General features: G+C 59.8%; 17 protein-coding genes, 1 tRNA gene and 1 other RNA gene. 8 read left to right on the forward strand and 11 right to left on the reverse strand.

Features of this window, described 5'->3' with window-relative positions; translation table 11 throughout:
* Positions 1 to 9: 9 nt before the first annotated feature.
* An RNA gene (gene ffs / locus ACN08Y_RS08480) (signal recognition particle sRNA small type) lies at positions 10 to 106 on the reverse strand.
* A 161-nt stretch (positions 107 to 267) separates the two neighbouring features.
* On the opposite strand from ffs, the gene ACN08Y_RS08485 reads away from it, so the two are divergent.
* The 3 genes from ACN08Y_RS08485 (at position 268) to ACN08Y_RS08495 (ending at position 3447) form a co-directional block, all read left to right on the forward strand.
* A tRNA-Ser gene (locus tag ACN08Y_RS08485) sits at positions 268 to 352 on the forward strand.
* 402 nt (positions 353 to 754) lie between these two features.
* Complete coding sequence (locus ACN08Y_RS08490) at positions 755 to 3049, forward strand: S8 family serine peptidase (protein ID WP_419112409.1); 2295 nt, start codon at positions 755 to 757, stop codon at positions 3047 to 3049.
* A 68-nt stretch (positions 3050 to 3117) separates the two neighbouring features.
* On the forward strand, positions 3118 to 3447 hold the full coding sequence (locus ACN08Y_RS08495) for a type II toxin-antitoxin system VapB family antitoxin (protein WP_419100385.1): 330 nt from the start codon (positions 3118 to 3120) through the stop codon (positions 3445 to 3447).
* A 230-nt stretch (positions 3448 to 3677) separates the two neighbouring features.
* On the opposite strand, the gene ACN08Y_RS08500 is transcribed toward ACN08Y_RS08495, so the two are convergent.
* A complete protein-coding gene (locus tag ACN08Y_RS08500) occupies positions 3678 to 4346 on the reverse strand; it encodes a TetR/AcrR family transcriptional regulator (RefSeq protein ID WP_419105468.1) in 669 nt (222 codons plus the stop codon).
* Between the two features lie 275 nt (positions 4347 to 4621).
* Between ACN08Y_RS08500 and ACN08Y_RS08505 the strand changes: the two genes are divergently transcribed.
* Positions 4622 to 5302 carry a queuosine precursor transporter gene (locus ACN08Y_RS08505; protein ID WP_419100387.1) on the forward strand — a complete coding sequence of 227 codons (681 nt, stop codon included), beginning with the start codon at positions 4622 to 4624 and terminating at the stop codon, positions 5300 to 5302.
* Positions 5303 to 5309: 7 nt separating this feature from the next.
* Here ACN08Y_RS08505 and ACN08Y_RS08510 read toward each other — a convergent pair whose 3' ends face one another.
* On the reverse strand, positions 5310 to 5795 hold the full coding sequence (locus ACN08Y_RS08510; protein WP_419112410.1) for a hypothetical protein: 486 nt from the start codon (positions 5793 to 5795) through the stop codon (positions 5310 to 5312).
* Between the two features lie 851 nt (positions 5796 to 6646).
* Between ACN08Y_RS08510 and ACN08Y_RS08515 the strand changes: the two genes are divergently transcribed.
* The 3 genes from ACN08Y_RS08515 to ACN08Y_RS08525 all read left to right on the forward strand — a co-directional run bounded on the left by ACN08Y_RS08515 (position 6647) and on the right by ACN08Y_RS08525 (position 10250).
* Complete coding sequence (locus tag ACN08Y_RS08515; protein ID WP_419112432.1) at positions 6647 to 8104, forward strand: amino acid permease; 1458 nt, start codon at positions 6647 to 6649, stop codon at positions 8102 to 8104.
* Positions 8105 to 8301: 197 nt separating this feature from the next.
* Positions 8302 to 9672, forward strand: a complete 1371-nt coding sequence (locus tag ACN08Y_RS08520) for an amino acid permease (RefSeq protein ID WP_419100440.1) — start codon at positions 8302 to 8304, stop codon at positions 9670 to 9672.
* A 137-nt stretch (positions 9673 to 9809) separates the two neighbouring features.
* Entirely contained in the window at positions 9810 to 10250 is a 441-nt protein-coding gene (locus ACN08Y_RS08525) for an acyl-CoA thioesterase (RefSeq protein ID WP_419100389.1), read from the forward strand.
* 113 nt (positions 10251 to 10363) lie between these two features.
* Here the strand turns inward: ACN08Y_RS08525 and ACN08Y_RS08530 are convergent, their stop codons facing one another.
* From ACN08Y_RS08530 to ACN08Y_RS08555, 6 genes are all read right to left on the reverse strand, one after another.
* Complete coding sequence (locus ACN08Y_RS08530) at positions 10364 to 10867, reverse strand: SRPBCC family protein (RefSeq protein WP_419100390.1); 504 nt, start codon at positions 10865 to 10867, stop codon at positions 10364 to 10366.
* Between the two features lie 2 nt (positions 10868 to 10869).
* Complete coding sequence (gene tgt / locus ACN08Y_RS08535) at positions 10870 to 12369, reverse strand: tRNA guanosine(34) transglycosylase Tgt (protein ID WP_419112412.1); 1500 nt, start codon at positions 12367 to 12369, stop codon at positions 10870 to 10872.
* Positions 12370 to 12536: 167 nt separating this feature from the next.
* Positions 12537 to 13022, reverse strand: a complete 486-nt coding sequence (locus ACN08Y_RS08540; protein ID WP_419112413.1) for a TspO/MBR family protein — start codon at positions 13020 to 13022, stop codon at positions 12537 to 12539.
* A gap of 17 nt (positions 13023 to 13039) precedes the next feature.
* A complete protein-coding gene (locus tag ACN08Y_RS08545) occupies positions 13040 to 14308 on the reverse strand; it encodes a glycoside hydrolase family 76 protein (protein ID WP_419112414.1) in 1269 nt (422 codons plus the stop codon).
* A gap of 261 nt (positions 14309 to 14569) precedes the next feature.
* Positions 14570 to 15703, reverse strand: a complete 1134-nt coding sequence (locus tag ACN08Y_RS08550; RefSeq protein ID WP_419112415.1) for a pseudouridine synthase — start codon at positions 15701 to 15703, stop codon at positions 14570 to 14572.
* A 447-nt stretch (positions 15704 to 16150) separates the two neighbouring features.
* Complete coding sequence (locus tag ACN08Y_RS08555; protein WP_419112416.1) at positions 16151 to 17035, reverse strand: DNA-formamidopyrimidine glycosylase family protein; 885 nt, start codon at positions 17033 to 17035, stop codon at positions 16151 to 16153.
* Between the two features lie 277 nt (positions 17036 to 17312).
* Between ACN08Y_RS08555 and ACN08Y_RS08560 the strand changes: the two genes are divergently transcribed.
* On the forward strand, positions 17313 to 17447 hold the full coding sequence (locus ACN08Y_RS08560; protein ID WP_419100396.1) for a hypothetical protein: 135 nt from the start codon (positions 17313 to 17315) through the stop codon (positions 17445 to 17447).
* A 92-nt stretch (positions 17448 to 17539) separates the two neighbouring features.
* Here the strand turns inward: ACN08Y_RS08560 and ACN08Y_RS08565 are convergent, their stop codons facing one another.
* Positions 17540 to 23164 carry a DEAD/DEAH box helicase gene (locus tag ACN08Y_RS08565; RefSeq protein WP_419112417.1) on the reverse strand — a complete coding sequence of 1875 codons (5625 nt, stop codon included), beginning with the start codon at positions 23162 to 23164 and terminating at the stop codon, positions 17540 to 17542.
* 25 nt (positions 23165 to 23189) lie between these two features.
* Positions 23190 to 23951, reverse strand: a complete 762-nt coding sequence (locus ACN08Y_RS08570; protein ID WP_419105330.1) for a DUF4232 domain-containing protein — start codon at positions 23949 to 23951, stop codon at positions 23190 to 23192.

The raw sequence follows: 23951 nt of genomic DNA on the forward strand, positions 1-23951 counted from the left end.
TTTTGGGCATAAAAAGACCCCCTACGCACCCGTCAGAGCCCAGATACCCTTGCTGCCTTCCGGCCCTGGGGGAGTTCTCCAAGATAACGCCACGTAAGGGGCTTCATCTACTGTAGCGCACCTGCGGGGTAGATGGCAAAGCGCTCTCTGCTGGCCTTAGCCCCCCGGTAAGAGGTGCCCGTGTTGCGTTAGTGGGTTGTGTGGGGTATGCTCGTATCTGTTCGCTTTCGTGAAGCTACGGTTCGCTGTAGCTAAAGCAAGACACCTGGAGGATTCGCCTAGCGGCCTATGGCGCACGCCTGGAACGCGTGTTGGGTTCACGCCCTCGGGGGTTCAAATCCCCCATCCTCCGCTAGCCGGTCTCATCGCCCACTTGATGAGACCGGCTTTTTATCTGCCCAAAACATGCACACCCAAAATGCTGACCCCGGCCTGCGCCGCTCATCCACCCCTCAAAGGTGACCATGCTGACTGCCACCTGGAGGAGCATGAGCCCAGGGAAGAATGCTTTTTCAAAGGGAGTACGCCCCGAGAAGAGACCCAGCGAAAATTCGCTGGTAAGAGAACGTCATGATGATGTCATAGTTGTTTTTCTGCCGTGAGCTTGGAAGCGACCGGCAAGGGGAGAAGGCCGCATATCTTCATAGGGTCTTAGTGACCTTAAGTAAGTTTCGATATAGACCTCCAGCGGGGGATAGTAGCGCGACCGATACAATTCAAATTACCGAATACACATTCTCGTGACAGGACCCCCATGTTCCCCCTCACCCGCCGGGCTGAGCGCCACCACAAGCGGTGCCTCCTGCCCCTCGTCTTACTCTTTTCGCTCACCCCCGCACTGCCCGCGCAGGCCGAGCCCACACCCCCCAACGAAACAGCCAGCTACCTGCCCGGTGACCCCACCCTGACCGGCGGTGAGCACGCCGAGCGAAGCGTCCTGCAAGAATCAAGGGTCGAAGAAACCACCGATCAAATCATCGTCCGTTTCACACCGCACGTCGCACCCACCCAACAGCAAGCCATCGCCCGCGAAGAAGTCGAACAAAGCCCGTTGGCAGACACTCTCCAGGCAGAAAATACCCGCGAGATTATTGACGGTACAGCCGTTATCCACCTCAGCCACGACCTGGACACCCACGAACAAAAAGCACTGATCCAAGAACTCGAAAGTCGCCCCGACGTCCTTTCCGCCGAACCCGACCTGCGCGTCAAAAACATAGCCGCCGCCCACCCCGGCAACCCACCCAGAGACCCTTACTGGGACCAACAATGGAATATGCGCGAAGCCAAGGTACCGGTGGCCTGGAACCTGGCGACAGGCAAGGGGATTATCATCGGCATAGCCGATGAAGGCACCCGCTACCACCCCGACCTCACCCCGCAAGAAATCCCCGGCTACGACTTCGTCAGCCGGGACTATTCAAAAGACGGTGACGGCTGGGACCCGGACCCCACCGACCCCGGCGACTGGTACCCCGGCTCTTACTCCCTCTGGCACGGAATCCACGTCGCCGGAATCGCCGCCGCAAAAACCAGCAACGGCATAGGCGTAGCCGGTGTAGCCCCCGACGCCAAAATCCAGCACACCAGAGTCATGGGCCAATACGGACGCAGCTACATCTCCGACTACGCCGCCGGGCTCATGTGGAGCGCGGGTGTGCCGGTCAAGGGCGCACCGCCTAACCCCACCCCCGCAGACGTCGTGAACTTCTCCGAAGCCATCAACATGGGTACCTGCCCCCAGATCCTCCAAGACGCTATCAACCGCGCCGCCGCCCGCCAGGTCCCCATCGTCATCTCAGCCGGCAACAGCGCAATCAATGCAGCAGGGGCAACCCCGGCTAACTGCTCAGGCGGCATCGTCGTGGGCGCAACCGGCAAAGGCAAAATCATGGCCGGCTACTCCAACTGGGGCCACCGCCTCGACATCCTTGCCCCCGGCGGTGCCTCAAACGGGAGCGTTATCTCCACCTACAACAGCGGCCCCACCGACCCAGGTGACCCCTCCTACGGCTACCTGAGCGGAACCTCCATGGCCGCACCCCACGTCAGCGGAACCATCGCCCTCATGAAAGAGCGCAACCCCTCACTGACCATCCAACAGATCCGGTCAATCCTCAGAACCAAGAACGGCGGCTGGATCAAGGGCTACCCCTTCCTCAACACCGCAGCCGCAGTAGAAGCCGCCGGGAGCGGCTACAGCCTCATCGGCGCTATTGGCGCCCACTACTACGCCACCGGTGGCCAAGCAGTCTACGGAAAACCCACCGGCAACGAATTCCCCACCAGGCTCGGTGGAGCCGTCCAAAACTTCGCCCGCAGCCGCGCTATCTACTGGACCGAAGCTACCGGCGCCCACACCATTTTCTGGCCAGGAGCCATCGGCGCGCGCTTCCGCCAGGCCCACTACGAATGGGGCTACGGCTACCCCACTATCGACGAAGAACCCATCGGCCACGGTGCAAAACAACACTTCCGCAACGGTAACTCCTACACCGCCGTCTTCTGGTCACCCCAAACAGGGGCCCACAGCATGAACCACAGAGGCGGGCTCTACTACAAATGGGTCGAATCAGGTCACGTCTACGGGTACGGCTTTCCCACTATCGACGAAACTGCCTTCGGTGACGGCGCCAAACTCTACTTCCGTAACGGCAACACCTACACAGCAACCTACTGGTCCCCCTACACCGGCTCCCACGCCCTCAACCACAGGGGGGCAATCTTCGCGCTCTGGGTAGCAAAGGGACACATCGACAGCTACGGGTTCCCCGCCACCGACGAACTCGCCCTGCCCGGCGGAGCCGTCACCTACTTCCGCCACCGCAAGGGCACGGAAACCGCAATCTTCTGGTCACCCCAAACCGGGGCTCACAGCCTCAACTCCACAGGTGCCATCTACTATCACTGGCTCCACAATGGCTACACCACCGGGTACGGCTTCCCACTCGAGAATGAGGGCCCGGCTGTCAACGGGGTCGTGAGCGTCAAGTTCAGCGGCGGAAAAACAATTAACTGGTCTGCCAAACGCGGTATCTGGGAATCCTAATACCTAGCGCCCACCCTAGAGTGGACGAGTGCGCCGGTAGCAGCGGTCAGGACGCTTAGAATAGGTTCATGATTTTCAAAGGCGTCGGCGATACCCGCCCCTACCCCGACCACGGCCTCACCCAGCGCAGCTGGGGCTCTATAGCGCCCTCCCAGGTGCGCCTCGACCGCCTCATCACCACCCAAAAGAACCTCAACCTCGAAACCCTTCTGGCCGAAGACTCCACCTTCTATGGTGATCTCTTCCCCCATGTAGTGCGCTACCAGGGTGAGCTTTATCTGGAAGACGGCGTACACCGTGCCCTGCGTACGGCGCTCCAACGCCGCGCGGTCATGTACGCCCGCGTCCTGGATCTTGACGGGTTCGCACCGGGGCTACTGGCTAATGCTGACAGCTAATCATTCCCTGCGGGCGGGGCGGGTTTAGAGCAGGGCCCAGTTGGGGGGGTGCCCCGCTAGCACCCCTTAAAGGCCAGCCCCGAGCCAGCTAGCAGGCACCCCAACTGCGGGTTTAAGTCAGGCCGTGAACCCGGTTACTTGCGCCCTGGCTGTAGCGCACCAGCAAACATGAGCGCAGACAAAAGGGCCACCTCCCATAAGAGGAGGTGACCCCTACCCAGAGAAAATTTTTAGGAAGCCTCTACCAGATGCACATCGGGGGAGCCGTCCAAACGGATAGGCCGCCCCAGCTCATCAAAACGAGCACCCAAGCCCAGCTGAATAAAACGAATCGTATGCTCAATATGGCGCTCGCGGGCATCGTTGCTGGCCGCGTCCTCAGTACGGTCAGCCGTAGAGGACAGCGACCCATGAACAAGCTGAGCCAGCTCCTGAATATCGTTATCCGGCAGGTAGCCACGCTCAATAGCGCTCGAGAGGATACCGGCAAGCACCATCTGCAATTCGCGCACATGGGCACCTAGCTTAGCGAAAGCGTCAGGAGAAAGTACCGATCGCATGGCTGGCCCCGGGGGCATGTGCCGCCGGGAAAGGTCTTCAATCTGCAGTCGCACATAGACGGCAAGCTGGTCGATGGGGTTCTCAAAGCCAGCAAGAGCCTCACGCAAGTCAGTTAAGAAACGCTCGGTCTCATCGAGGGCATAGGCGATCAGAAGCTCACCCATATCGGCAAAATAGTTATAGACAGCCGTGCGCCCAATACCTGCGTTCTTAGCAACATGGGTCATGGTGAGCCCTGGCAGGCCCCGCTCATAGAGCAGGCGGCCGAAGGAGTCGAGGATGGCGCGTTTAGTGTTCTCGCGCTGGGCGGCATTCGTTGCGGCTGAAATTCTGGGCATACTGACACCTTACTCTAAAATGTCACCAAAACCTATCAGGGGCGACCGGCGGCTCAAAAACGTCAGAAAACAGGCGGCCATGACCTCAACCTCCACCCCACAGGATGCCCCCCAAAAAAAGACCGGGTCAGGGCACCGGGGTGAGCTAGGCTCGCAGGCTCACTCTCAGCAGCCTCATGCAGGGCGGGTGCCACCACCTTTAGTGTAAAATACTGATGGCCCAGGTGGCAGGTGGGCACACTCGAACTCAACTCAAGATAATCCAGGGGAAAACTGTGTCTACACCCGCACCCGGCGATACCGGCTACGCCCGCCCAACCCGCACCTACTACGACCTGCTCCTGGCGGCAACCTGCGTGGTCTTTATCCTCTCCAACATTGGGGCAACCAAGGGTGTGACCTTTGGTCCCATCATTACCGACGGCGGCTTCTTCCTTTTTCCCCTGGCCTATGTGCTGGGTGATGTCATCAGTGAGGTTTACGGCTTCAGGCTGGCCCGCCGCGCCATCGTTACCAGTTTTGTGGCTGCCGCTGTAGCTGCGGCCTCCTTCTGGATCCTCATTGCGCTACCGGTTGCAGATTTCTACGAGAATCAGAGCGCTCTTGAAAGTGTGCTGGGGCCTGTTCCTCAGATTCTGGCCGGTTCCCTGCTGGGCTTCCTGGTGGGGCAGACCCTTAACTCCTGGGTGCTGGTCAAGCTCAAAGCGGCAACCGGCGGTAGGCACCTCTGGGGCCGGCTCATGGGTTCCACCCTGGTTGGCGAACTGGCAGATACCCTCATTTTCTGTGCTATTGCGGCACCCATTATTGGAATTACAAGTTTTGGCGACTTTATGAACTACGTGGTGGTCGGCTACATCTACAAGTGCGCTATTGAGTTCGTCCTGCTCCCTGTCACCTACCCGGTCATTGCCTGGTTCAAGCGTCACGAGCCCACCTACGGGGTGCAGGCTTAGGGGTACTCTAAGACCCGGTATAAGACCAGTCTGGCGCTGTTAAATCAATGGTGCCCAGGGGGAGGCAGCAGAGCAGAAGTTCCTCCCCGTATAACTCTTTTCTGCGGGCTATTTCCTCGATAGCTCTGCCCCTATCTGCATAGGCGGCGACCGGTGAAGGGTTGGAATATGCTGTGGGGCTAAATGGGCCACCCTGAATGAGTACCCACAGAGGGGAGTCTGGAGCAGGCATCTCGATTGCATCCGAAACAGCAATTTTTTCCCAGGAAATCTTATGTTCTGGGTGGCGGTGAAATAGCTTTAGGGCAGTGGCTTCATCGGCAACAACTCCCACGATCGGATTGTAGTTAGAAGTGAAGTCCCCAATAAAGACCAGTTGGACGCTCGCGTCTGCCCCTTGAAAAGGGCCCCTGCCAAAAAGGGGCAGAATCGGTGGTGGTTTTCCATCCTCACAGGCCACCATTCTGACTAGCTGCTTCAGCAGTCTAAACATGCTTAGACTCCGCAATTAAGGGTTATCGTAGGTGGGTGTAGACGTGCATAGTAGGTCTTTCCCTGATGCACGATTGTCCCTGCGGTAGTACCAGCCCACACTGTGCTGTTTTTATTCTTGCAGGGAAACGCCACATTTTGCTGGTAGAGAGTGCGTTCTTGCCTATTTGAGCTGGAGGTGGTGCTCCCCGCTTTTAACCACCAAATAGCGGATTTATAACGCCAATCGGTATCGTGGCCAATACTTTCTACAATGACACTAGAAGTTGTTCTGGTGATATTAGAGAGTCGAAAATGGGAGGGCGGGGAAGCCCGGGCAAGAGGCAGGCGTGAAACCCATGGTAAAGCAGTAAAAGTTGCAAAAAGTTGTTTATGGTATGTGAATTTCACGGGGTACTCCTTTGAGTGGCTTGGTCAACCGTCTTTGGATGAACTTGGGGATCAAAAGGATTATTTAGTTCTTAACGTACTGATTCGCCCTGTACGCGGCAAGAATTATTGATGATATCGATTCAATAATTTTTTCAATGGGGGTGTGCATTCATCAGGAAGGGGTATTTCATATGTGAGTAACTGTGTTGGTTGTTCTGATAAGAGTTACAGGTTGCTTAACTTTCAATAGTTGCTGTCCAGTCTGTCTGGTCGGCTAATAACCTCTACTTCTGTAGATGCTCAATATAATTACATCGCTAGTCACTCGGTTCTCATCGCCCAAGAGCTTGCACTAACAACCAAGAGGGTGAGCTGCATCTCATTGCATAATGGTCTTTCAGTAAGGCACGTTTTTGCAGGGGAAACCTGTGTAAACTTGCGGTTCATTACATACACCACATACTGACAAGAAGGGGAGGGATAACCGTGGCACATTCTCACGCAGACCAAGCCTCAAACGGCCAACTCAGCCGCTCACTCTCACACGGCCAACTGACCATGATCGCCCTGGGCCTGGCCGTAGGTACAGGCCTCTTTCTAGGCTCCGGCCCAGCCATAGCTATCGCTGGGCCCGCCGTCATCATCTCCTACGCTATCGGCTCGCTCATAGCCGCTATCATCGGCGCCTGCGCCGGAGAAATGGCGGTGCGTTACCCCGTGCGCGGTGGCTTCGGTACCATCGCCGGTAAATTCCTGGGCCCCTACGCCGGCTACCTAACCCGCTGGGCCTACTGGATGACCACCGTCACCCTGGCCGGCGCGGAAGTCGTTGCCGTAGGCAAATACATGGCCTACTGGTACCCCCAAGCCCCCCTCTGGATCTGGGTGCTCATCGCCGGTGGCGCTATCTTTGCCCTCAACCTGACCAGCGTCAAATCCTTTGGTGTCGTGGAATTCTTCCTCTCCTCCATCAAAGTCACTGCCGTGATCCTCTTCATCATCTTTGGCCTAGCCCTGGTCTTCTTTGGACTGCCAGGCCAAGAGGCCGTAGGCACCGCCAACCTGACCAATGATGGCGGCTTCATCCCCAACGGCCCGGCCTCCATCTGGCTAGCCCTGGCCATAGTCATGTTCTCCTTCGGCGGTATTGAACTGATCTCCATCTCCGCGGCAGAAGCCAAAGACCCGGTCCGCTCAGTCCGCTCATCAGCTAAGGCCATGATGTGGCGACTAGCCACTTTCTACGTGCTCTCCCTCCTGGTGATCGTGGCAATCATCCCCTGGCGGAACGCATCTGAGCTCGGCAAAGAAATTGAGGGCTCCCCCTTTGTAACCGTCTTTAGCGAACTAGGTATCCCCTATGTTGGTGGTATCACCAACTTCATCCTGCTCACCGCAGCGCTTTCTGGTGCTAATGCAGCCCTCTACGCTGCCACCCGGTTACTGCACTCCCTGGGGCACGAAGGCATGGCCCCACGAGTTCTAGCCCGAACCAGCGGCCAGGGCAGCCCCGTTCTAGCCCTCACAGCCTCATCCGCTGGGGCCGTGGTAGCTATGATTATGGCGATTTCCGGTGTCGGTAACATCTTCGGTTACATGATGGCCCTGGTGACTGTCAGTGTTCTCGTTGTATGGTCTATGATCTTGCTCTCCTACATTGCCTATAAGAAGAGCGAAAAAGACCCAGCCCCCTTCCAGGTCTTTGGTGGGGCCGCCACCGCAGCCCTGGGACTCACCGGCATCGTCGCCACCTTCATCGCCATGTTCTTTGTCGATAAATCCATGTTGACCTCCGTCCTGGTGGGCCTCTCCTTCTTCGCCCTTGTCACCCTCACCTACTTTGCCGGGGTCAAGAAGAACGTCCGCTCCTCAGACGATGCCTTTGAGGATGCACGGGCCGTTACTACCCAGCTACCGGTGACCGAGAAACGCCCCTAGTTCCCTCCATAGTCACATAAGATATGAGGACGCTGGTTCTAGCCCCGACCCCAGGTTGGGAGCTAGAACCAGCGTTCTGCCGTAGAATCACATCAATAGACACACAAGCTCTAACAGGGATAGGTCCATTTACTGTGGCACAGCAAGCCGACGCGGGTAAGACACACAACCTCAAACGTTCACTAACTCACCACCAAATGACCATGATTGTGCTGGGCTCTGCCCTGGGCACCGGTCTTTTTCTGGGATCCAGTGGAGCTATCAGCCTGGCCGGGCCCGCCGTTATCCTGGCCTACGCCATCGGCTCACTGGTGGCCGCCATTATCGCCGCCGCCACCGGTGAAATGGCGGTGCGTTACCCCGTGCGTGGCGGCTTCGGCTCCATTGCTGGGCGCTACCTGGGCTCTTACGCGGGCTACCTAACCCGTTGGGCCTACTGGACGGTTACCGCCGTCATTACCGGTATTGAGCTGGTCGCTGTGGGCACCTACCTCCAGTACTGGTGGCCTGCCCTGCCCCTGTGGGCGGGGGTCGCCTTCTTCGGGCTGGTCATTATCGCCCTGAATGTGCGCAGCGTGCGCTACTTTGGCACCATGGAGTTTTTCCTCTCCTCCATCAAGGTCATTGCCCTGCTCCTCTTCGTCCTGATAGGTCTAGCCCTCATCTTTGTCGGCGCCCCTAACCACCCCGCAACTGGTATAGCTAACCTGACCAATGACGGCGGGTTTATGCCTACTGGCTTCCACGGTATATGGCTGTCCCTGGCAGTTGTGATGTTCTCTTTCGGCGGCATCGAGATGCTCTCTATCTCCGCGGCAGAGGCCAAAGACCCGGTTCGCTCGGTGCGGGCCTCCACCAAGGCCAATATCTGGCGGCTTTCCACCATCTATGTGATCTCACTTTTTATCGTGGTATCGATTATTCCCTGGCAATCAGCGGCCCAACTGGACGGTTCGGTAGAAGCCTCACCCTTTGTGCTGGTCTTCTCCGAAATCGGGGTACCCGCAATTGCCAGTATCACTAACTTCGTGATTCTAGTGGCCGCGCTCTCTGCCGCTAACGCCAACCTCTACGCGGGCACCCGCCTGCTTCACTCACTGGCCACTGAAAAGATGGCGCCCCGCCAGCTGGCCAGAGTGAGCGCCCAGGGTATTCCCGTTCCCGCCATGTGGGCCTCAACCTCCGGGGTGCTCCTGGCAATCCTGCTTGCGGTCTTCCAGCCGGGGCAGGCCTTTGGCCTGATGATGACGCTGACCATGGTCTGCGCCCTGACCGTATGGGTACTGATTCTTCTGGCCTACATTGCCTTCAAGGGCGTTGAGGGTAACTCCTCAGCCTTCCGCATGTGGGGCGGCAGGGTCACTGCCGGGGCCGGTATCTTGCTCCTGCTCGCCATCTGGGCGGCCCTCTTTGCCCGCACCGGAAACGCAGCACCTGCAAGCATCGGTGTTACCTATTTCTTCATCCTGACCATGGTTTACTTTGGCGTGGTTAAGCGCGTTCACACCGGCTTTGAAGATGCCTTTGCCGAAGCGGATGCCGCCGTGGCAGCAAATTCCCAGGACTAAGACCGCCCAGAGACTAACCGGTTGCTGTCGGGTGCCCCACTGATGCTCACCGGTTCCCTAAGAAGATAGGTGACTCCTCAAGGCAGTGACCGGTAGCGGGGCAGGTTTTTTACCGTGACCTGGGTACAGTAAAAGGTATGAGCACTACCTACACTTTTGAGATTCCGCTCCGCTGGGGAGACATGGATGCCTACGGGCACGTCAACAATGTGACTATCGTGCAGATCCTTGAGGAAGCCCGTGTGGCTCTCTTGGGGTGCCCGCCCTCATCGGGGCAAGCGGGAAATCATCAACCGGTGCTACCGCTCTTTGCTGACTTACCCGAGGGTACCCAGGCCCTGGTAGCTGAGAACCACATCAAGTACCGCAGCCCCCTGGCTTACCGGGGCATGCCCGTGACCGCCAAGGTACACGTCAGTAAGGTCAGCCCGGCCTCCTTTACCCTGGCCTACGAGCTTTACGACCCTCTAGAGGGCACCCACTGCGTTTCTGCCACCACTACTTTAGCTTTCTACAGCACAGCCACCGGCTCACTCATGCGGCTGAGCGCCGAACAGCGCCAAAAGCTGACGGCCTGACCGGGTGCCTCCAACCGGGCATATCCGCGCATAAAATGAGGGGGAATGCGCCCAAGGCTGTATAAAATCTACTGCCTTGGGTACATTCCCCTTACACTCGCTTGCTCTGGAACCTAGCGGGCGGCCAGCAGAGCGGCTAGAGACTCAAAGGAACCCTTCCAGGAGTCCAGGGTCTGCTGGTGCACGCCCTGGGGGAGGGGCCCCTGGGTGAGCTTGAGGATAGTTCCTTGGCCCACGCCGTCTTCGGTCACAGCGGTACCCGCCTCAAACTCAAGACGCAGACCGATGAGAGTGTCGCTGGGTTGACCCTGGGGAGTCGGTAGAGCTTCGCGGTACTCCAGCAGATGCGGCTCCTGCATAGTAATAAAACGCATGTACATAGGAGCCTGGAAAGTCTTCTGCTGGCGGTGGCGCATGACGAACTGCTTACGCCCGCCAATGACCGGCTCCAGGGTCAGGGTGCTGGGAATAATTTTCCAGTCCTTGGGGCCAAACCAGCGCACAAACAGAGCCGGATTGGTGAAGGCCTCGTAGAGCTGTTCGGGGCTGGCGGCAAACTCGTGCCGGTAGGTAATGGTTTCCTCAGGTGTGAGGTCTTCGAGCGTGAAATCCTGCATGGTTAGCCCTCCTGCTTGGCCTTGGTCTCTGTGGCATTGTGTTCGTCAGCTTGCGCGGCAAGAGCGGCCTGTGCCGCGCGGCGGGCCTCGGCCTCTGCCTTGGCTTTCATATTGGCTTCCCAACGGGCCTGAGCCGCGGCAGCTTTCTTAGCCTCTCGCTCAGCCCTAAGCGCCCGCGCGGCCTCCTGCTCTACCTGCTGGGCCACTTTCTTGGCGTAATACCGGCCCAGGAAGTGATCTCGATAGTCAAAGTAGCTACCGTCGTCGATAGCCTTGCGGGCATCATCGACCATCTTGACGATAAACCGCTCGTTGTGAATGGAAGCTAGCGTGGCTGAAAGACGCTCGTCAGCCTTAAAGAGGTGGTGCAGGTAGGCCCTGGTGTAGTGGGTACAGGTGTAGCAGTCACAGCCCTCAAAGATGGGGTTGAAGTCCATCTTGAAGCGGGCATTGGTCAGGTTAAAGCGACCATTGGGGGTGTAGACGGCGGCGTTGCGGGCAACGCGGGTGGGTGAGACACAGTCGAAGGTATCTACCCCGTTCTCGATACCCACAAAAATATCGTCCGGTTCTGAGATACCTAGCAGGTGGCGGGGCTTATTTTCGGGAAGTTCCTCGGTGCACCAGCGCACAATGGTGCCCAGGTTTTCTTTTTCCAGGGCGCCGCCCAAGCCGAAACCGTCAAAGGGCATGGCCCCCAAATCGCGGCAGGCCTTGCGGCGTAGATCCTCGTATTGGGCGCCCTGAATGACCCCAAAGAGAGCCTGGTAGGGCTTGCCCACCCGCTCAGCGGTCAGTCGCTGGTGCTCAGCAATACAGCGCAGAGCCCACAGCCGTGTGCGTTCCAGGGCCTCTTCCTGGTAGGCACGAGAATTGTAAAGCGTGGTCAACTCGTCGAAAGCGAACATAATATCAGCACCAATCTTGTGCTGAACCTGCATGGATACCTCGGGGGTAAAACGGTGCATATCCCCGTTGATGTGGGACTTGAAGTTAACTCCGTTATCGTCCACATGGGCCATGCGTTCTTTGCCGGCGGCTACGTCGTCATCACCGATGGGCCGCCCATCGGCACCCACAGCACCGGCGACCGTGCCCATATCGATGACTTTCTTAAAGCCAGAGCCCAAGCTCATGACCTGAAAACCGCCGGAGTCGGTTAAAGTAGGGCCGTCCCAGTTCATGAACTTGCCCAGACCGCCTGCGGCGTCGAGCACATCGGGGCCGGGCTGGAGATAGAGATGGTAGGCATTAGCCAGCAGGGCCTGGGAGCCGAGCTCTTTCATGGCTTCGGGCAAGACTGCTTTGACGGTTGCCTTGGTGCCCACGGGCGTAAAGGCGGGGGTGGCAATGTCGCCGTGAGGCGTGTGAATGATGCCGGTGCGCCCCTGGAAGTCCCCACCGTTTGCGGTGCGGTGGGCAGCGGAGGGGGCGGCTGTTTCGGTCAGGCGGTTACCCAGCTCAAAGGAGAAGCCGGGATCAGAAAATTCGGTATTGAGCACAAGCCCTAGTCTACTAGAGCCTTTCCACAGCCTGGAGTGGGCGGGCTTGCGCCCGGTTGAGAAAGCCAGTCCAAAAAGTCATGAGACCAGCCTAGCCAATGGGCTCATCGGGTCGGAAACCCTCCTGCCTCTTGCACCCCCGGGGGCAGAGCAGTATGGACCAACCGCTAGTTCTTGTTATTAAGCCACCAGATGCTACCTGAAAGAGCCGTAGCAAAAGCGGTCCAGCCCGCGTAGGGGGCCAGAAGGGCACCAGCAGGTTTACTGATCCGGGCAGTCCGCCGCACCAGATCAGCAGAACTAAGGGCCAAGACACCTGCGTGCGCAGTTGCTAAACCTAAACGGTGCGACCGGAAGAATGTATAGCTCCAGGAAGCATTGAGCGCCAGATTGGTTGCCAAGGCTGCTGAGTAGCGCCCTGCCTCTTCAGTGTTACCGTCTTGCTTTAAACGGGCCAGGGTGTAGCCACTGGTCCCAGCTATGCAGGCGTAGAGCGATGTCCAGGCAAGCGGAAAAACCCAGTTGGGCGGGTTCCAGGCTGGTTTAGTGAGGTTCTTGTAGTAGCTACTGTCGGGATCTGAGGCTAGCGAACCAGCAACCGCACAGGCACAGGTAGCTGAAGTTGTCAGAAGGTAGGGTGAAAGCCGAGCCATGGGCTACTCCTTTGAATCTAGTCTGAGGCAAAAACTCTTTGTGCTGCTTCTATGATAGTCCAGGCCTGAATCTGGGTGGAAAGATCCACCGGCTGACCTGGCTTGAGAAGATCGGAGATATGGCGTTCAACATGGGGGGAGAAAAGCGCAACGGCCTGCCCACGAATCTCGTTGGGGTCAATGCCCGGCTCGCTCATGGGCAGATCGGGGTCAAACTCGCGCCGGCCGTCCCACAAGACCTCAGCGGTTGCCAGAACAAGCCCCCGCGCTGTGGCGCGGGTAGCCTTGGGCAGGGCGCTATGCAGAGCCACATCGGCTAGGTAGCGCACGAGGATCCCGGTAAAGAGTCCGCCGTCACCACCACCCTGGGTGCGGAGTAGGCGCAGGCTCTCGGTGCTGGAAACCTCAAAATCAAGGCCGAAAGTACGGTCAACAGAGTCAACCAGCTCGGCGATATGGGTGACCGGGTCAAGAACTAGCCGGTCTGTAGCCCCGGCATCGAGTAAGGCCAGATAAGCGCCCAAAACCGGGCCCTGGTTGTAGGTGTAGAGACCTCGCTCAACCGAGGAGATGCCTGCCTGTTCACCGCTACCGGTAACTTTGACACCGTCCAGGTAAAGACCGCTTTCGGGGTCCAAAAGGTGAGCTTGCAACCAGTTCAGCAAATCTGCGGCTTCCTTGTACCGGTGAGCGCGGGCAAAGGCCAGCGCTATAGGAGCGGTAGCAGGGGTGTTCTTAAAGTCGTGATCCTTAGACCAAAAAGCCCCACCGCCCACCTCAGCGGTGCAGGCTGAGGTCAGCTCCCGGTAGAGGCGTTGACCAGCGTCCTGAGCAGCGCTGTCACCGTCACCCTCCACCGCCAGAGCTAGCCGGTTGAGACGCTCACAGGCCAAGGTCAGCCAGGCCATGTCATCATAGAAGTCATTGGGGTAGGAGCCGTAGTTGCGTACCTGGATACCGCGTAGAAGAGCCCGGGCCTGTTTGAGAGCCTCCTGGGCTTCGTCTCCTTGCCCCGCGGCCTGCTGGCGGAAACCGGTATCTACCAGCGCATCCATGAGGTGGGCCTGCCACCAGTAGTGCCATTCCCTTGCCCGCTGGCGGCGGGGGCGGGTATCGGGGTGGGCTACGCGCCCAATGAGCGTTCCGGGGAGCGCCGCAGCCTTGGACCCAAAGAGTCGGAGTATAGAGTGGCGTGCGGTGTCTGCTCGGTTGGCCAGGGTCAAACAGTGCTCGGCGGCCAGGGTATTGAGCTGGTCAGGGGAGGTGTTTGAGTGTCTGGGGCACATAGTTGCCTTTCGCGGGAGGCTGGGGCGAATTGATGGTACTGTCTGTTAGTTTACCCACCGGTAGGTGCATGTAAGCAAGGGCAAGTACCTCATGCGGGTCTTTGGCGGGCGGTTTTTCCGGCGGCCATTCATGGTGGTGTGCAACCGGGGTTCTTTTCTGTGGGTGAGCCTGGTTGAGGCGGTCCGTCTTCTCATGTGTGCTAAACCTTCATGGGTGGGTTCTTTGAACGCACATGTGAAGGTTTGGGCCACAGCACGGGCTTAGGGAGCCCCGCTGGGGCCTGGGGCTAAGGTCAGCTGCCTCTGGCTCTCCACCAGCACCGCCTGGCCGGTTACGGGGTGGGAGAAGCTCAGCGACCGGGCCAGAAGCTGGAGGGGCAGGGCTGGCTCGTCCTCAGCGATAGGGAGGACCTCGGGGTAAACAACGTCCCCCAGAATCGGTGCCCCCGTTGCCGCAAGGTGCACACGCAGCTGGTGGGTCTTGCCGGTGTGGGGCTCCAAAAGATAGCGGGTTAGGCGTCTGCCCGGTGCCGGTAGCGGCAAAGCTGGATTAGCTGTGGAGGCGTCGGGTAAAAGGCCCGGTGCAAGCTCGAAGGTCTCTAGACAGGTGATGCGGGACTGGGCATTCTGCCCAGAAAAACCGGCACCAGAGCGCCGCCGCTCCCTCAACTGAGCCTTGGTTTCAAGGGGCAGGGCCGGGGCGTCACCAGCTAAAAACTCTATATCGGTTTGGGCTACCTGCAAGGAGCCGTGGGCGTTCTCAATCCGCGAGCGAACCGTCAGACTTTCCCCCGGGGCCAGCTCTGTGCCCCCGGTGCTCAGCGGTGCTGCGATGGCCTCATAGGTTTTGGTGGGTTCACGCCGCTGGAACATGGTTTGGAAAGGGGCCCGGGCCTCTGGCACTTTGGCAAAGAGAACCACTCCGGCGGTGGCTCGGTCCAGGCGGTGGATGGGTATGAGGGCTGGGTTGCGCTCGCGTACCCGCAGTTGGGTCAGGGCCGTGTGCGCGACAAAGGAGCCGTTGGGTGTGGTGGGCAGAAAGTGGGGTTTATCGATAGCCAGCACCCACTCGTCCTCATAGAGCACAGGCATGTCGAAGGGGACGGGCTTTTCTTGGCCTAGCTCCCGGTAGTACCAGATTTTCTGGCCGGTCAGTGGTGCGGTGGGGGCTACCGGGTTGCCCTGAGCGTCCCTCACTTCCTCGCGCTCAAAACGGCTGGCAAAAAGCTCGTACTGGTGGGGGTAGAAACGGGCCACCAGGTAGTCCAAGACGGTGCTGGTGCCTAGAACATTATCTGTGGGGTCGCTAGCATCGGGCAGGGTGAAGGAGACAGCATCGATGCCCTTGCGTTGGGGTAGGGGCTGGGGCGTGAGGTGGCGGTTGACTCGGCGCATGCCCCCTATTATTCCAGGAGCGTGAACCGGATGAGACCTTGCAAAATCTCTACCCAAAACTACGAAAGAATAAGAAGGAATAATAAAAGGATGAGGAAACAACCATAGGTCGCACCCCCTTTACTCCTACATTCGGTGTCACACCGCCGCTGTTGGTGGGTGTGGTCAGCTACTTGTTGATCTCGCTGAAGCTACCAAAGACGGTATTGGTTGAACCGGCACACACCTTACTCATGACCGGAGCCCCAAGGGCAGGTAAGACAGTTCTACTTAAGGCTTATAAGGATTTAGCTTTAGAGCGTGGTTGGGGGGCACTCCTCAGTAGGCGAATACCTATAGGTCCCGACTCATGAGCTATGAGCTAGCCTTGCCACGGGTATGTAGATTTTACTATTCCTTATGTGCGGGAGTACTTGCGTGAATATACCCCGCCAGTGATCGCCTGCCTTAGCTCAAAAGTATTTGGCAGCCGGGGCACCGGTAGCTCAGGCGGTCTATGTCCTCGGGACGGGCGATCAGGTGGCCGGGTGTATAGCGGCTAGCCCCCACGCCAGTATCTGAGAGGTCTTCTCCTACGATGGTTGCACCGCAGCGGTAGCAGGGGCGTCCTACCCGCCCGTAGCACCATAGGGGTTCGGTAGTGGTACGGGTGACCCGGTGGGGCCTGGCCCGGTTAGCATCAAGGAGCAGGTGGGCGATAGAGACGAGCCCGGCCAGGTCAGGGATTGCGCCGATCGGGGTGCTCGGGTCAATCCCGGCAAGAAAGAGGGTTTCAGCCCGGTAAATGGTGCCTATCCCCGCTAGGTTCCTTTGGTCGAGTAGGGCTGGCCCGATGGCGCGGTCGGGTTGGGCGGACAAGCGTGCTACAGCCTGAGATAGCGACCAGTCAGGCCCCAGAATATCCGGCCCCAGGTGGGAGAGCCTGCTTTGCTCTTGGCTGGTGGGGAAAACTTCCAGGACACCGAGGTTGAAGCCGACCGCCGTGATAGGCCTACTCCCCTCAAGAGGTGCTCCGTCGGGGTTTAAACGGGCGTTAGCCTGGATGATGGCGCGGGCTGCGGTTGCGGGTCGTTTCCAGGGGTCGGATCGGCCATCGAGTCCCGTTCCGTAAATGTGCCAGATACCTTCCATTTTGAGGTGCGAATGGACGGTAGTATCGCCGATGCGTAGCAGGATATTTTTGCCGCGTGCGAGCGCGCCGTGGATAGGTTGACCGCTGAGGTTGATGCCAGCAGATGAGGGAACTCGAAAGTCTGTCGTGTGGGCTATTCTGTGGGCAAGTGCGCGGTGGAGGGACCGGGCTTGCCTCCATACGGTGTCTCCCTCGGGCACGGTTTTACCTTTCTTGCTGTACCAAAATTTGCCTCATTCTACGGTAGCTACCACCGGTCTCACCCTCAGGGTCAGCTGACATGAAAGATAGAAAAACTGTAGAGTTGCAAGCCACAATAGAAAGCGGTGTATAGTTTTCTGTGTTCAAAGTCTCACAATCGATGCTTCGGGCATGTCCCCTTACCTTATGCAAAAGGGTGCACTCCTGCTATTTTGCTTGAGTCTACCCGCCCCCAGGCGGCCCCTACCGCCTGTCCCCTAGATGGAGGTCAAAGCGGTGTACCTACTTTTCATGCTTGTTCTGGCTATGATGCTGGTGATGTCACTCGGTGCTCTCTATGTGCACCTTATTCGTAGCGTACGAGAGTTTCGTGCAGGCTACCATGATTTCGACCAAAGACTGAGCATGTAGCTTAATGTACCTGTTTGCATAATGGCCTTCCTGACCCCCTAACAGCAGGGCCATTTTTTACGCCCTTTGAGCGGGTTCGGAGGTCCTGTGGTTTAGTAGTCTTTCCGCATACGGACACCGCGTGGGGTGGTGTAGAAGCCAGCTGCTAGAAGTGCTCGCCGGAGAGCCTGCACCGGGTGTTCAGCCGCGGAATCGGCGGCGCTAGCTGGCTGAGCCTTTGCCGCTGGAGTCAAAGGCTCGGGTGTGCTGAGTAGCTCAATACCACCGGCGCTTTCAATCACAATTTTGTCGGCTACGCCCAGGCGCACCAGCTGGCCTAGAAGCGGGGTCGCCACTTCAACAAGCACCGGGTCCTCGGTAAAGGGTAAGAGAGTTTTGCCGCCGCGTTCTAGGTAGAGCACCGGGGTGCCGTCTACCAGGACGAGGCAGGCACCGGCTTTACGCCCCGGCTTGTGTTTGAGCGGGGTGCGGTTAGCATCCCAGGGGGTGGGTGTAGGCCAGGGGAGGGCCGCCCCGTAAGGATTAGCCGGGTCGGTTGCCGCTAGGAGCGTGACAGCACGCTGAGTGGTCCGAACCGGTGAGTAGGTAGCCTCAGGGGCGGCGCTGTGCTTAATATGCTGAGCAGGCAGCGGATCTGAGGTGGCTCGGTCGGCCTGTCTTAGCCGATCTACCGTGGCAGAGGTTGAGAACTGGGCAGCTCCCAGCCCCTCAATAAAGTAGCCTCGGCGGGCTAGCCCCTTTTCTTCGGCGGCGGATAGCACCCGGTAGACCCCGGCAAAACCGCCGACCGTTCCCTCAACGGCAACGGCACCCCGTGTGAGTATTCCGTAGCGGTCCATGAGAAGTTCGGCTCGGGCTGCTGCGGCCACGGTCGGGTCAAGCGGTTCAGCATCAACTCGTGCCCAGCGCCCAGCGTTGATGGGGGCTACCTGGGCCGGTGCCTGGACAGTAGGCCCGATTCCTAAGCCCAGCCGGGAGGAGGACAGTCTGCTGGCCCCTCTACGCATACCCACGCCACGGGCACGGGGTGGTGGGCTAGCCACCTTATGAGCTGATGAGCCGCCGGCCAGGAGGGCGCGTACCGGTGCGTAGGTGTCACCGGTAACCAGGCCAGCCCATACCAGGTTCCAGAGGGCATCGGATGTCTCGCGGTCGCTGGGCGGCTGATTTCCCAGGGAAGCTGTGAGAGCCGCCAGTTGAGCCTGAATCTGGGTGAAGAACAGCCCACCGCTCAGGAGCGAATAGATCGTTTTTTCTAAGGGCCCCAGCGCAGCCAGGGCTTCTTGCCGCTCACCTTCATCGGGCAGGGTCAGGGGGGCGCTCTCTGCCAGGTGCAGGGCAACCCATCCGTCGTCCCCGGTAAGTTGGCCCGCCCCTGTCCACAGCACATCACCGGCACTCATGGCAGAATCCAACAGAGCCGGGGCGTAGTCGGTAATCCTGGCCCGCATAATGAGCGATTCCAGGGCTGATGCCGGTAGACGCACCCCCGCAAGCTGGTCAACCACCGTGAGCAGGCCGTCGTAGCCTGAGAGCATGGCGCTTGTATCCTGGCGGGCGACAATAGGCTGGGCCGGGACACCGAAGGTACCGGGTGCGGCGGTGGTTTCTGTGATTTGCCATGAGCCCACATGCTGCCAAGAAGGCAGGAACCTGGCGTAGGTTGTCGGTGGTACAGGCTCAACATCGGCTCTCAGGGCCGCCAGCGACCGCGAGCGCAGGGTGCGCAAAACCTGAGCATCTACCCATTCGGTACCGGCCAGGTAGCTGGGGTCATCAGAACCGGTGCGGGCACGGGCTAGCTCAGCCCGGAGTTCTTCGGGCAGGAACTCACCGGAGAGTACCCGCCGGTCAGCGGCCAGAGCCCGCAATGCGTTCTCGACCACGGAGATACCCAGAGCTAGCGCGTGGGCGGCCTGGGCGGTGGTGAAAGGTGCGTGGGTGCGGGCGTAGCGGGCTACCAGGTCAAGGAGGGGCTCTTTGACCGGTTCAAGGAAGGCCAGCGGCACCCCGATGGGCAGAGGCACGCCCAGGGCATCGCGCAGGCGACTGGAATCTTCCAGGGCGGCGTAGACCTTGCGCCCGTGCAAGCGGAAGCTTAGTGCCCGCCCGGCGGCTACCAGGGCCTCCAGGTGCTCCTGCGCCTGGCTTGGGGTGATTGTCGGATCGGGGGCAGCCTCATCAGGAGAAGCTCCCGGCAGACGGAGCCTAGCGGCTGCCTCTTCGGCGGTGAGAGGGCCTAAGAGCCGGAGCAGGTCGGCGGCGCCCTCCACTCCGTGCAGGCGGTAACCGGGGGCAAGGCGTTGTAAGCGGGCTTCGGTACTACGAATCACCCCGGCATCCAGAAGCTCCCGTAGCTCGTCTTTGCCTAAGAGCTCAGCGAGCAGAGCCGGGTCCAGCGCCAGCGCGGCGGCTTTGCGCTCAGCAAGAGGGGAGTCACCCTCGTAGAGGAACTGGGCAACGTAACCAAAGAGCAGGGTACGGGCGAAGGGCGAGGGCGTATCGGTCTCGATTTCTGAGACCTTGACCTGCTTGCTCTCAATCTGCCGGTGCAGGGCCAGGAGCTCGGGCAGGTCGTAGACATCTTGCAGGCACTCACGAGCGGTTTCGAGCAGGATTGGGAAAGCCGGGTACTTTCGGGCAACGTCGAGGAGTTGGGCGGCCCGCTGGCGCTGCTGCCACAGGGGTGTACGGCGGCCGGGGTCCTTGCGGGGCAGGAGTAGCGCCCTAGCGGCGTTCTCCCGGAAGCGGGAGGCAAAGAGCGCAGAATTCCCTACCCGCTCGGTGACTATATCCTCAAGCTCCTGAGGGTCAAAGAGGAAGAGCTCGGCACCCGGAGGCTCAGCTTCCATAGCGGGAATACGCAGCACAATACCGTCATCAGCGGCCATGGCCGATGCGTTCACACCGTAGCCTTCCTCGACCCGGGCACCTACAGCCAGCGCCCAGGGGGAGTGCACCGGCATACCTAGCGGGGAATGGAGAATAACCCGCCAGTCGCCCAGCTCATCACGGAAACGCTCAACTAGCAGGTGCTTATGGGAGGGCACACGACCGGTTGCCTGGGTCTGCTCACCGATATAGGCCAGCAGATTATCGGCGGCCCACTCATCAAGGCCCAGCGCCCCTACCTGCCGGTGGGCCTCTGCCCGGTCTTTGGCAAGGGTCCGCGCCAGATCGCCGGTGAAAGTGCCGAGTGCTCGCCCCAGCTCAGCCGGTCGCCCGGGAGAATCCCCGTGCCAGAAAGGCAGACGGCCCGGCACTCCGGGAGCCGGGGTAACGGTTACCCGGTCGTGACTAATATCTTCAATCCGCCAGGAGGAGGCACCCAGGGCGATAACATCCCCCGCACGGGATTCGTAGACCATTTCTTCATCGAGTTCACCCACTCGCTTAGGCGCCTTGGAATCCTCTGCCCCGGCGATATAGACGGGGAAAAGGCCCCGATCAGGGATTGTACCGCCGCTGGTGACTGCCAGCCGCTGAGCGCCGGGCCGTCCCTCAATAGTGCCCGCGCCGCGGTCCCAGATGATGCGAGGGCGCAGCTCGGCGAACTCATCGGAGGGGTAAAAGCCCGAGAGCAAATCGAGGGTGGCTTCAAAAGCCGCCCGGGGCAGGGTAGCAAAGGGCGCAGTAGCCCGGAGCGCCTCAAACCAGGCCTCCACGCTGATAGGCCCCAGAGCGCAGGCGGCAACGGTCTGTTGGGCCAGAATATCTAGGGGATTAGCCGGTATGGACAGCGGCTCAATCTTGCCTGCTAACATTCGCTGGACGGTGACGGTGGCGTTGAGTAGGTCGCCCCGGTGCTTGGGGTAGAGGTAGCCACGCGATACTTCGCCCACCTGGTGCCCGGCACGGCCCACCCGTTGAAGCCCGGACGCTACTGAGTGGGGAGCCTCCACCTGGATTACCAGATCAACCTGCCCCATATCAATGCCCAGCTCGAGCGAACTGGTAGCCACCACACAGCGGAGCTGGCCCGATTTCAGGGACTCTTCAATGAGGGTGCGTTGGTCCTTAGAGACGGAACCGTGGTGGGCACGCGCCAGCAGGGGTGGGGCACCTGAGGCGCTCGCCGAGGCCCCCATTATCTGGGCCGGTGAGCTTGTGCCCCTAGTAGGAGTAGCGCGTAAAGGGAGTTTAGGGTCATCTGTTTCTAGCTGCGCGGGGTTGGCCTGAGCCAGCTGTTGGGCCAGGATATCGGCTACGGTGCGCGGTTCGGTGCTCCCGCTGGGCCCGGTTACCGTCAAAGGCTCGCCGGTAGGGCTAAGGTCTTGGCGGGCCTGGCACCGTTGCAGGTAGATTTCGTTCAGCCGTGCTGTTAGCTTCTCTGCCAGGCCACGGGAGTTAGCAAACACGATGGTGGAGCGGTTGGCCTCTACTAGGTCAACAATACGCTCTTCAACATGGGGCCAGATAGAAGCCTGGTAGCCGGATGCCGGTGAGGGCGGGGTGGAATCGTCGGAGCCCTCTACCTGTTCTGCGGCCCCCGCTTCTTCAGCTATTTCTTGGATGGTCAGTTCGATGGGCTGGCGCGGGTGCCTAGGGGCGCTCTGCTCGCCCGGGTAGGTTCCTACCGCCTCCCAGAGAGCCTGATGGGGGCCGTTCTCACTCACGGTGGGCAGAGGCTGGTCAAAGTAGCTGTCTCTTGCTTTAGCCGGGGTTTCTTCCTCCGGTTCCGGGGAACCTAGGGCGGGGCCCGCCAGTGGGCGGACGCCCAGAGCATCAGCCAAGGTGAGGTCTTGGGGCAGGGTTGCTGCGGTATCGACCTGCTCGGGGCGGAGCAGACCCTCATCGGCTAGGGAGTCAGCTAGCGCCAGCCCATCATTGAACTCGGTAGCTGAGTTTTTAGCGGCTTCGCGGGCACGATTTTTTGTGCTGCTGCCCTGATGCCAGGGTGTGCCAGCTGGCATCTCACCGTAAGCATTGGGGCCGCCCAGGGCTGTCATATCGGGCACGGGTACGGAGAGGGTGAGCTCCCACTGTTTTTCTGAGGGTGGTTGCACAACCTCCACCGGGACGGAGCCGCCCAGGAACCGGGCAACGGTTTCTACCGGTTCTACGGTGGCAGAGAGCCCCACGCGCTGGGCGGGGGATTCTAGGAGCTGGTCTAGTCTCTCTAGGGTTACCGCTAGGTGGGCACCGCGTTTTGTTCCTGCTACCGCGTGTACCTCGTCAATGATGACGGTGTGAACCGAGGTGAGCGTGGAGCGGGCCTTAGAGGTCAGCATCAGAAAGAGGGATTCCGGTGTGGTAATCAGAATATCCGGTGGGTTGCTGATGAGCTGGCGGCGTTCTTTGGCGGGGGTGTCCCCGCTGCGTACCCCCACGCGAACCTGGGGAGGTTCCATCTTGAGGGAACGGGCGGTCTGGGCTATACCGATGAGTGGGGAACGCAGGTTACGTTCGACGTCCACACCCAGGGCTTTGAGCGGTGAAATGTAGAGGACCTTGGTCCCGCTCACGCTGGGTTCCCGACTTGTTGTGTCATCGGATGCGGCGGTGTGATCAAAGTGCAGGCGGTCTAGCGCCCACAGGAAAGCTGAGAGCGTTTTACCGGAACCGGTGGGGGCCACAATTAGGGCATGCCGGCCGGCGCTGATAGCCGCCCAGGCACCGGCCTGGGCGGCAGTGGGGGCTGTGAAAGCCCCCTCAAACCAGCGACGGGTTGGCTCCGAGAAAAACCTCAGAGCCCGGCAAGTGTCCTCAGAAGCCATAGCCCTCTTAGCCTGTAGAAACCGCTTAGGGCGCGGCACCTACAGCACCCACCGTGAGCTGGGTGATGTCCGTATTGGAGCAGGCTTCGGACGCAAAGTTGAGCACGAGTGCCTGGGACGCTCCGGGGGCCTGGATGGAGTAGCCGGTCGCCGCGACGCTCTGGCAACGACCCGCGTAGAGTCCGGCGCGTGTTTCACGCAGGATGGCGGTGAGAGACTCACCGGTGGCTAGTACCCCTCCTGAGGATGACAAGTCGGTGGCATTTGCGGCGCTTGCACCAATTTGTTGGCCAGCAGAATTCACGTAGTGAACGGCGGGGTAGCCGCCGATAGAGCAGGGGGCGGAGCCGGTGTTAGTGAAGGTGAGGTTGATATATCGTGAGCCTGCGGCACCTCCACCGGGGGCTACGGCCGCCTCAATGTAGAGCTGGTCGTAGTCGCATACGGCAACGCCTGCCATAGAGCTGGGAGCCTGCCCTGCGGCCCCTGTTGGCTGATCAGCAGGGCTGGGAGTGGGGCTGGGTTCAACAGTGATAACGGTTCCCGTAGGGACGGGTTCGGGGCTATCTGAGACGCTGGGTGTCGGGGCCGCGGCTGTCTGAGTTGGGGAGCTCGTTGCTGTGGGGCTTGGGCTGGCGGAGGTTGCTGTTTGGGAAGTCGCCACCGCGGAGGCACTGGTGCCTTCCGAAGTCTCTGCTGGTTGGCTCGGCTTATTGGAGCCACAACCGGTAAGGGCCAGCAGGAGGCTCAGGGCAGCAAGGGGGATAAGGGGTTTGGGGGTTTTCAT

This window comes from Rothia sp. P5764, assembly GCF_048512965.1.
GTDB lineage: Bacteria > Actinomycetota > Actinomycetes > Actinomycetales > Micrococcaceae > Rothia.

What these genes read in the sequence shown, in the direction of transcription:
- ACN08Y_RS08570 (WP_419105330.1), bottom strand. Translation starts at nt 23,951, where the DNA reads ATGAAAACCCCCAAACCCCTTATCCCCCTTGCTGCCCTGAGCCTCCTG.
- ACN08Y_RS08500 (WP_419105468.1), bottom strand. Translation starts at nt 4,346, where the DNA reads ATGCCCAGAATTTCAGCCGCAACGAATGCCGCCCAGCGCGAGAACACT.
- ACN08Y_RS08540 (WP_419112413.1), bottom strand. Translation starts at nt 13,022, where the DNA reads ATGGCTCGGCTTTCACCCTACCTTCTGACAACTTCAGCTACCTGTGCC.
- ACN08Y_RS08545 (WP_419112414.1), bottom strand. Translation starts at nt 14,308, where the DNA reads ATGTGCCCCAGACACTCAAACACCTCCCCTGACCAGCTCAATACCCTG.
- ACN08Y_RS08530 (WP_419100390.1), bottom strand. Translation starts at nt 10,867, where the DNA reads ATGCAGGATTTCACGCTCGAAGACCTCACACCTGAGGAAACCATTACC.
- ACN08Y_RS08565 (WP_419112417.1), bottom strand. Translation starts at nt 23,164, where the DNA reads ATGGCTTCTGAGGACACTTGCCGGGCTCTGAGGTTTTTCTCGGAGCCA.
- ACN08Y_RS08495 (WP_419100385.1), top strand. Translation starts at nt 3,118, where the DNA reads ATGATTTTCAAAGGCGTCGGCGATACCCGCCCCTACCCCGACCACGGC.
- ACN08Y_RS08525 (WP_419100389.1), top strand. Translation starts at nt 9,810, where the DNA reads ATGAGCACTACCTACACTTTTGAGATTCCGCTCCGCTGGGGAGACATG.
- ACN08Y_RS08490 (WP_419112409.1), top strand. Translation starts at nt 755, where the DNA reads ATGTTCCCCCTCACCCGCCGGGCTGAGCGCCACCACAAGCGGTGCCTC.
- ACN08Y_RS08550 (WP_419112415.1), bottom strand. Translation starts at nt 15,703, where the DNA reads ATGCGCCGAGTCAACCGCCACCTCACGCCCCAGCCCCTACCCCAACGC.
- ACN08Y_RS08520 (WP_419100440.1), top strand. Translation starts at nt 8,302, where the DNA reads ATGACCATGATTGTGCTGGGCTCTGCCCTGGGCACCGGTCTTTTTCTG.
- ACN08Y_RS08510 (WP_419112410.1), bottom strand. Translation starts at nt 5,795, where the DNA reads ATGTTTAGACTGCTGAAGCAGCTAGTCAGAATGGTGGCCTGTGAGGAT.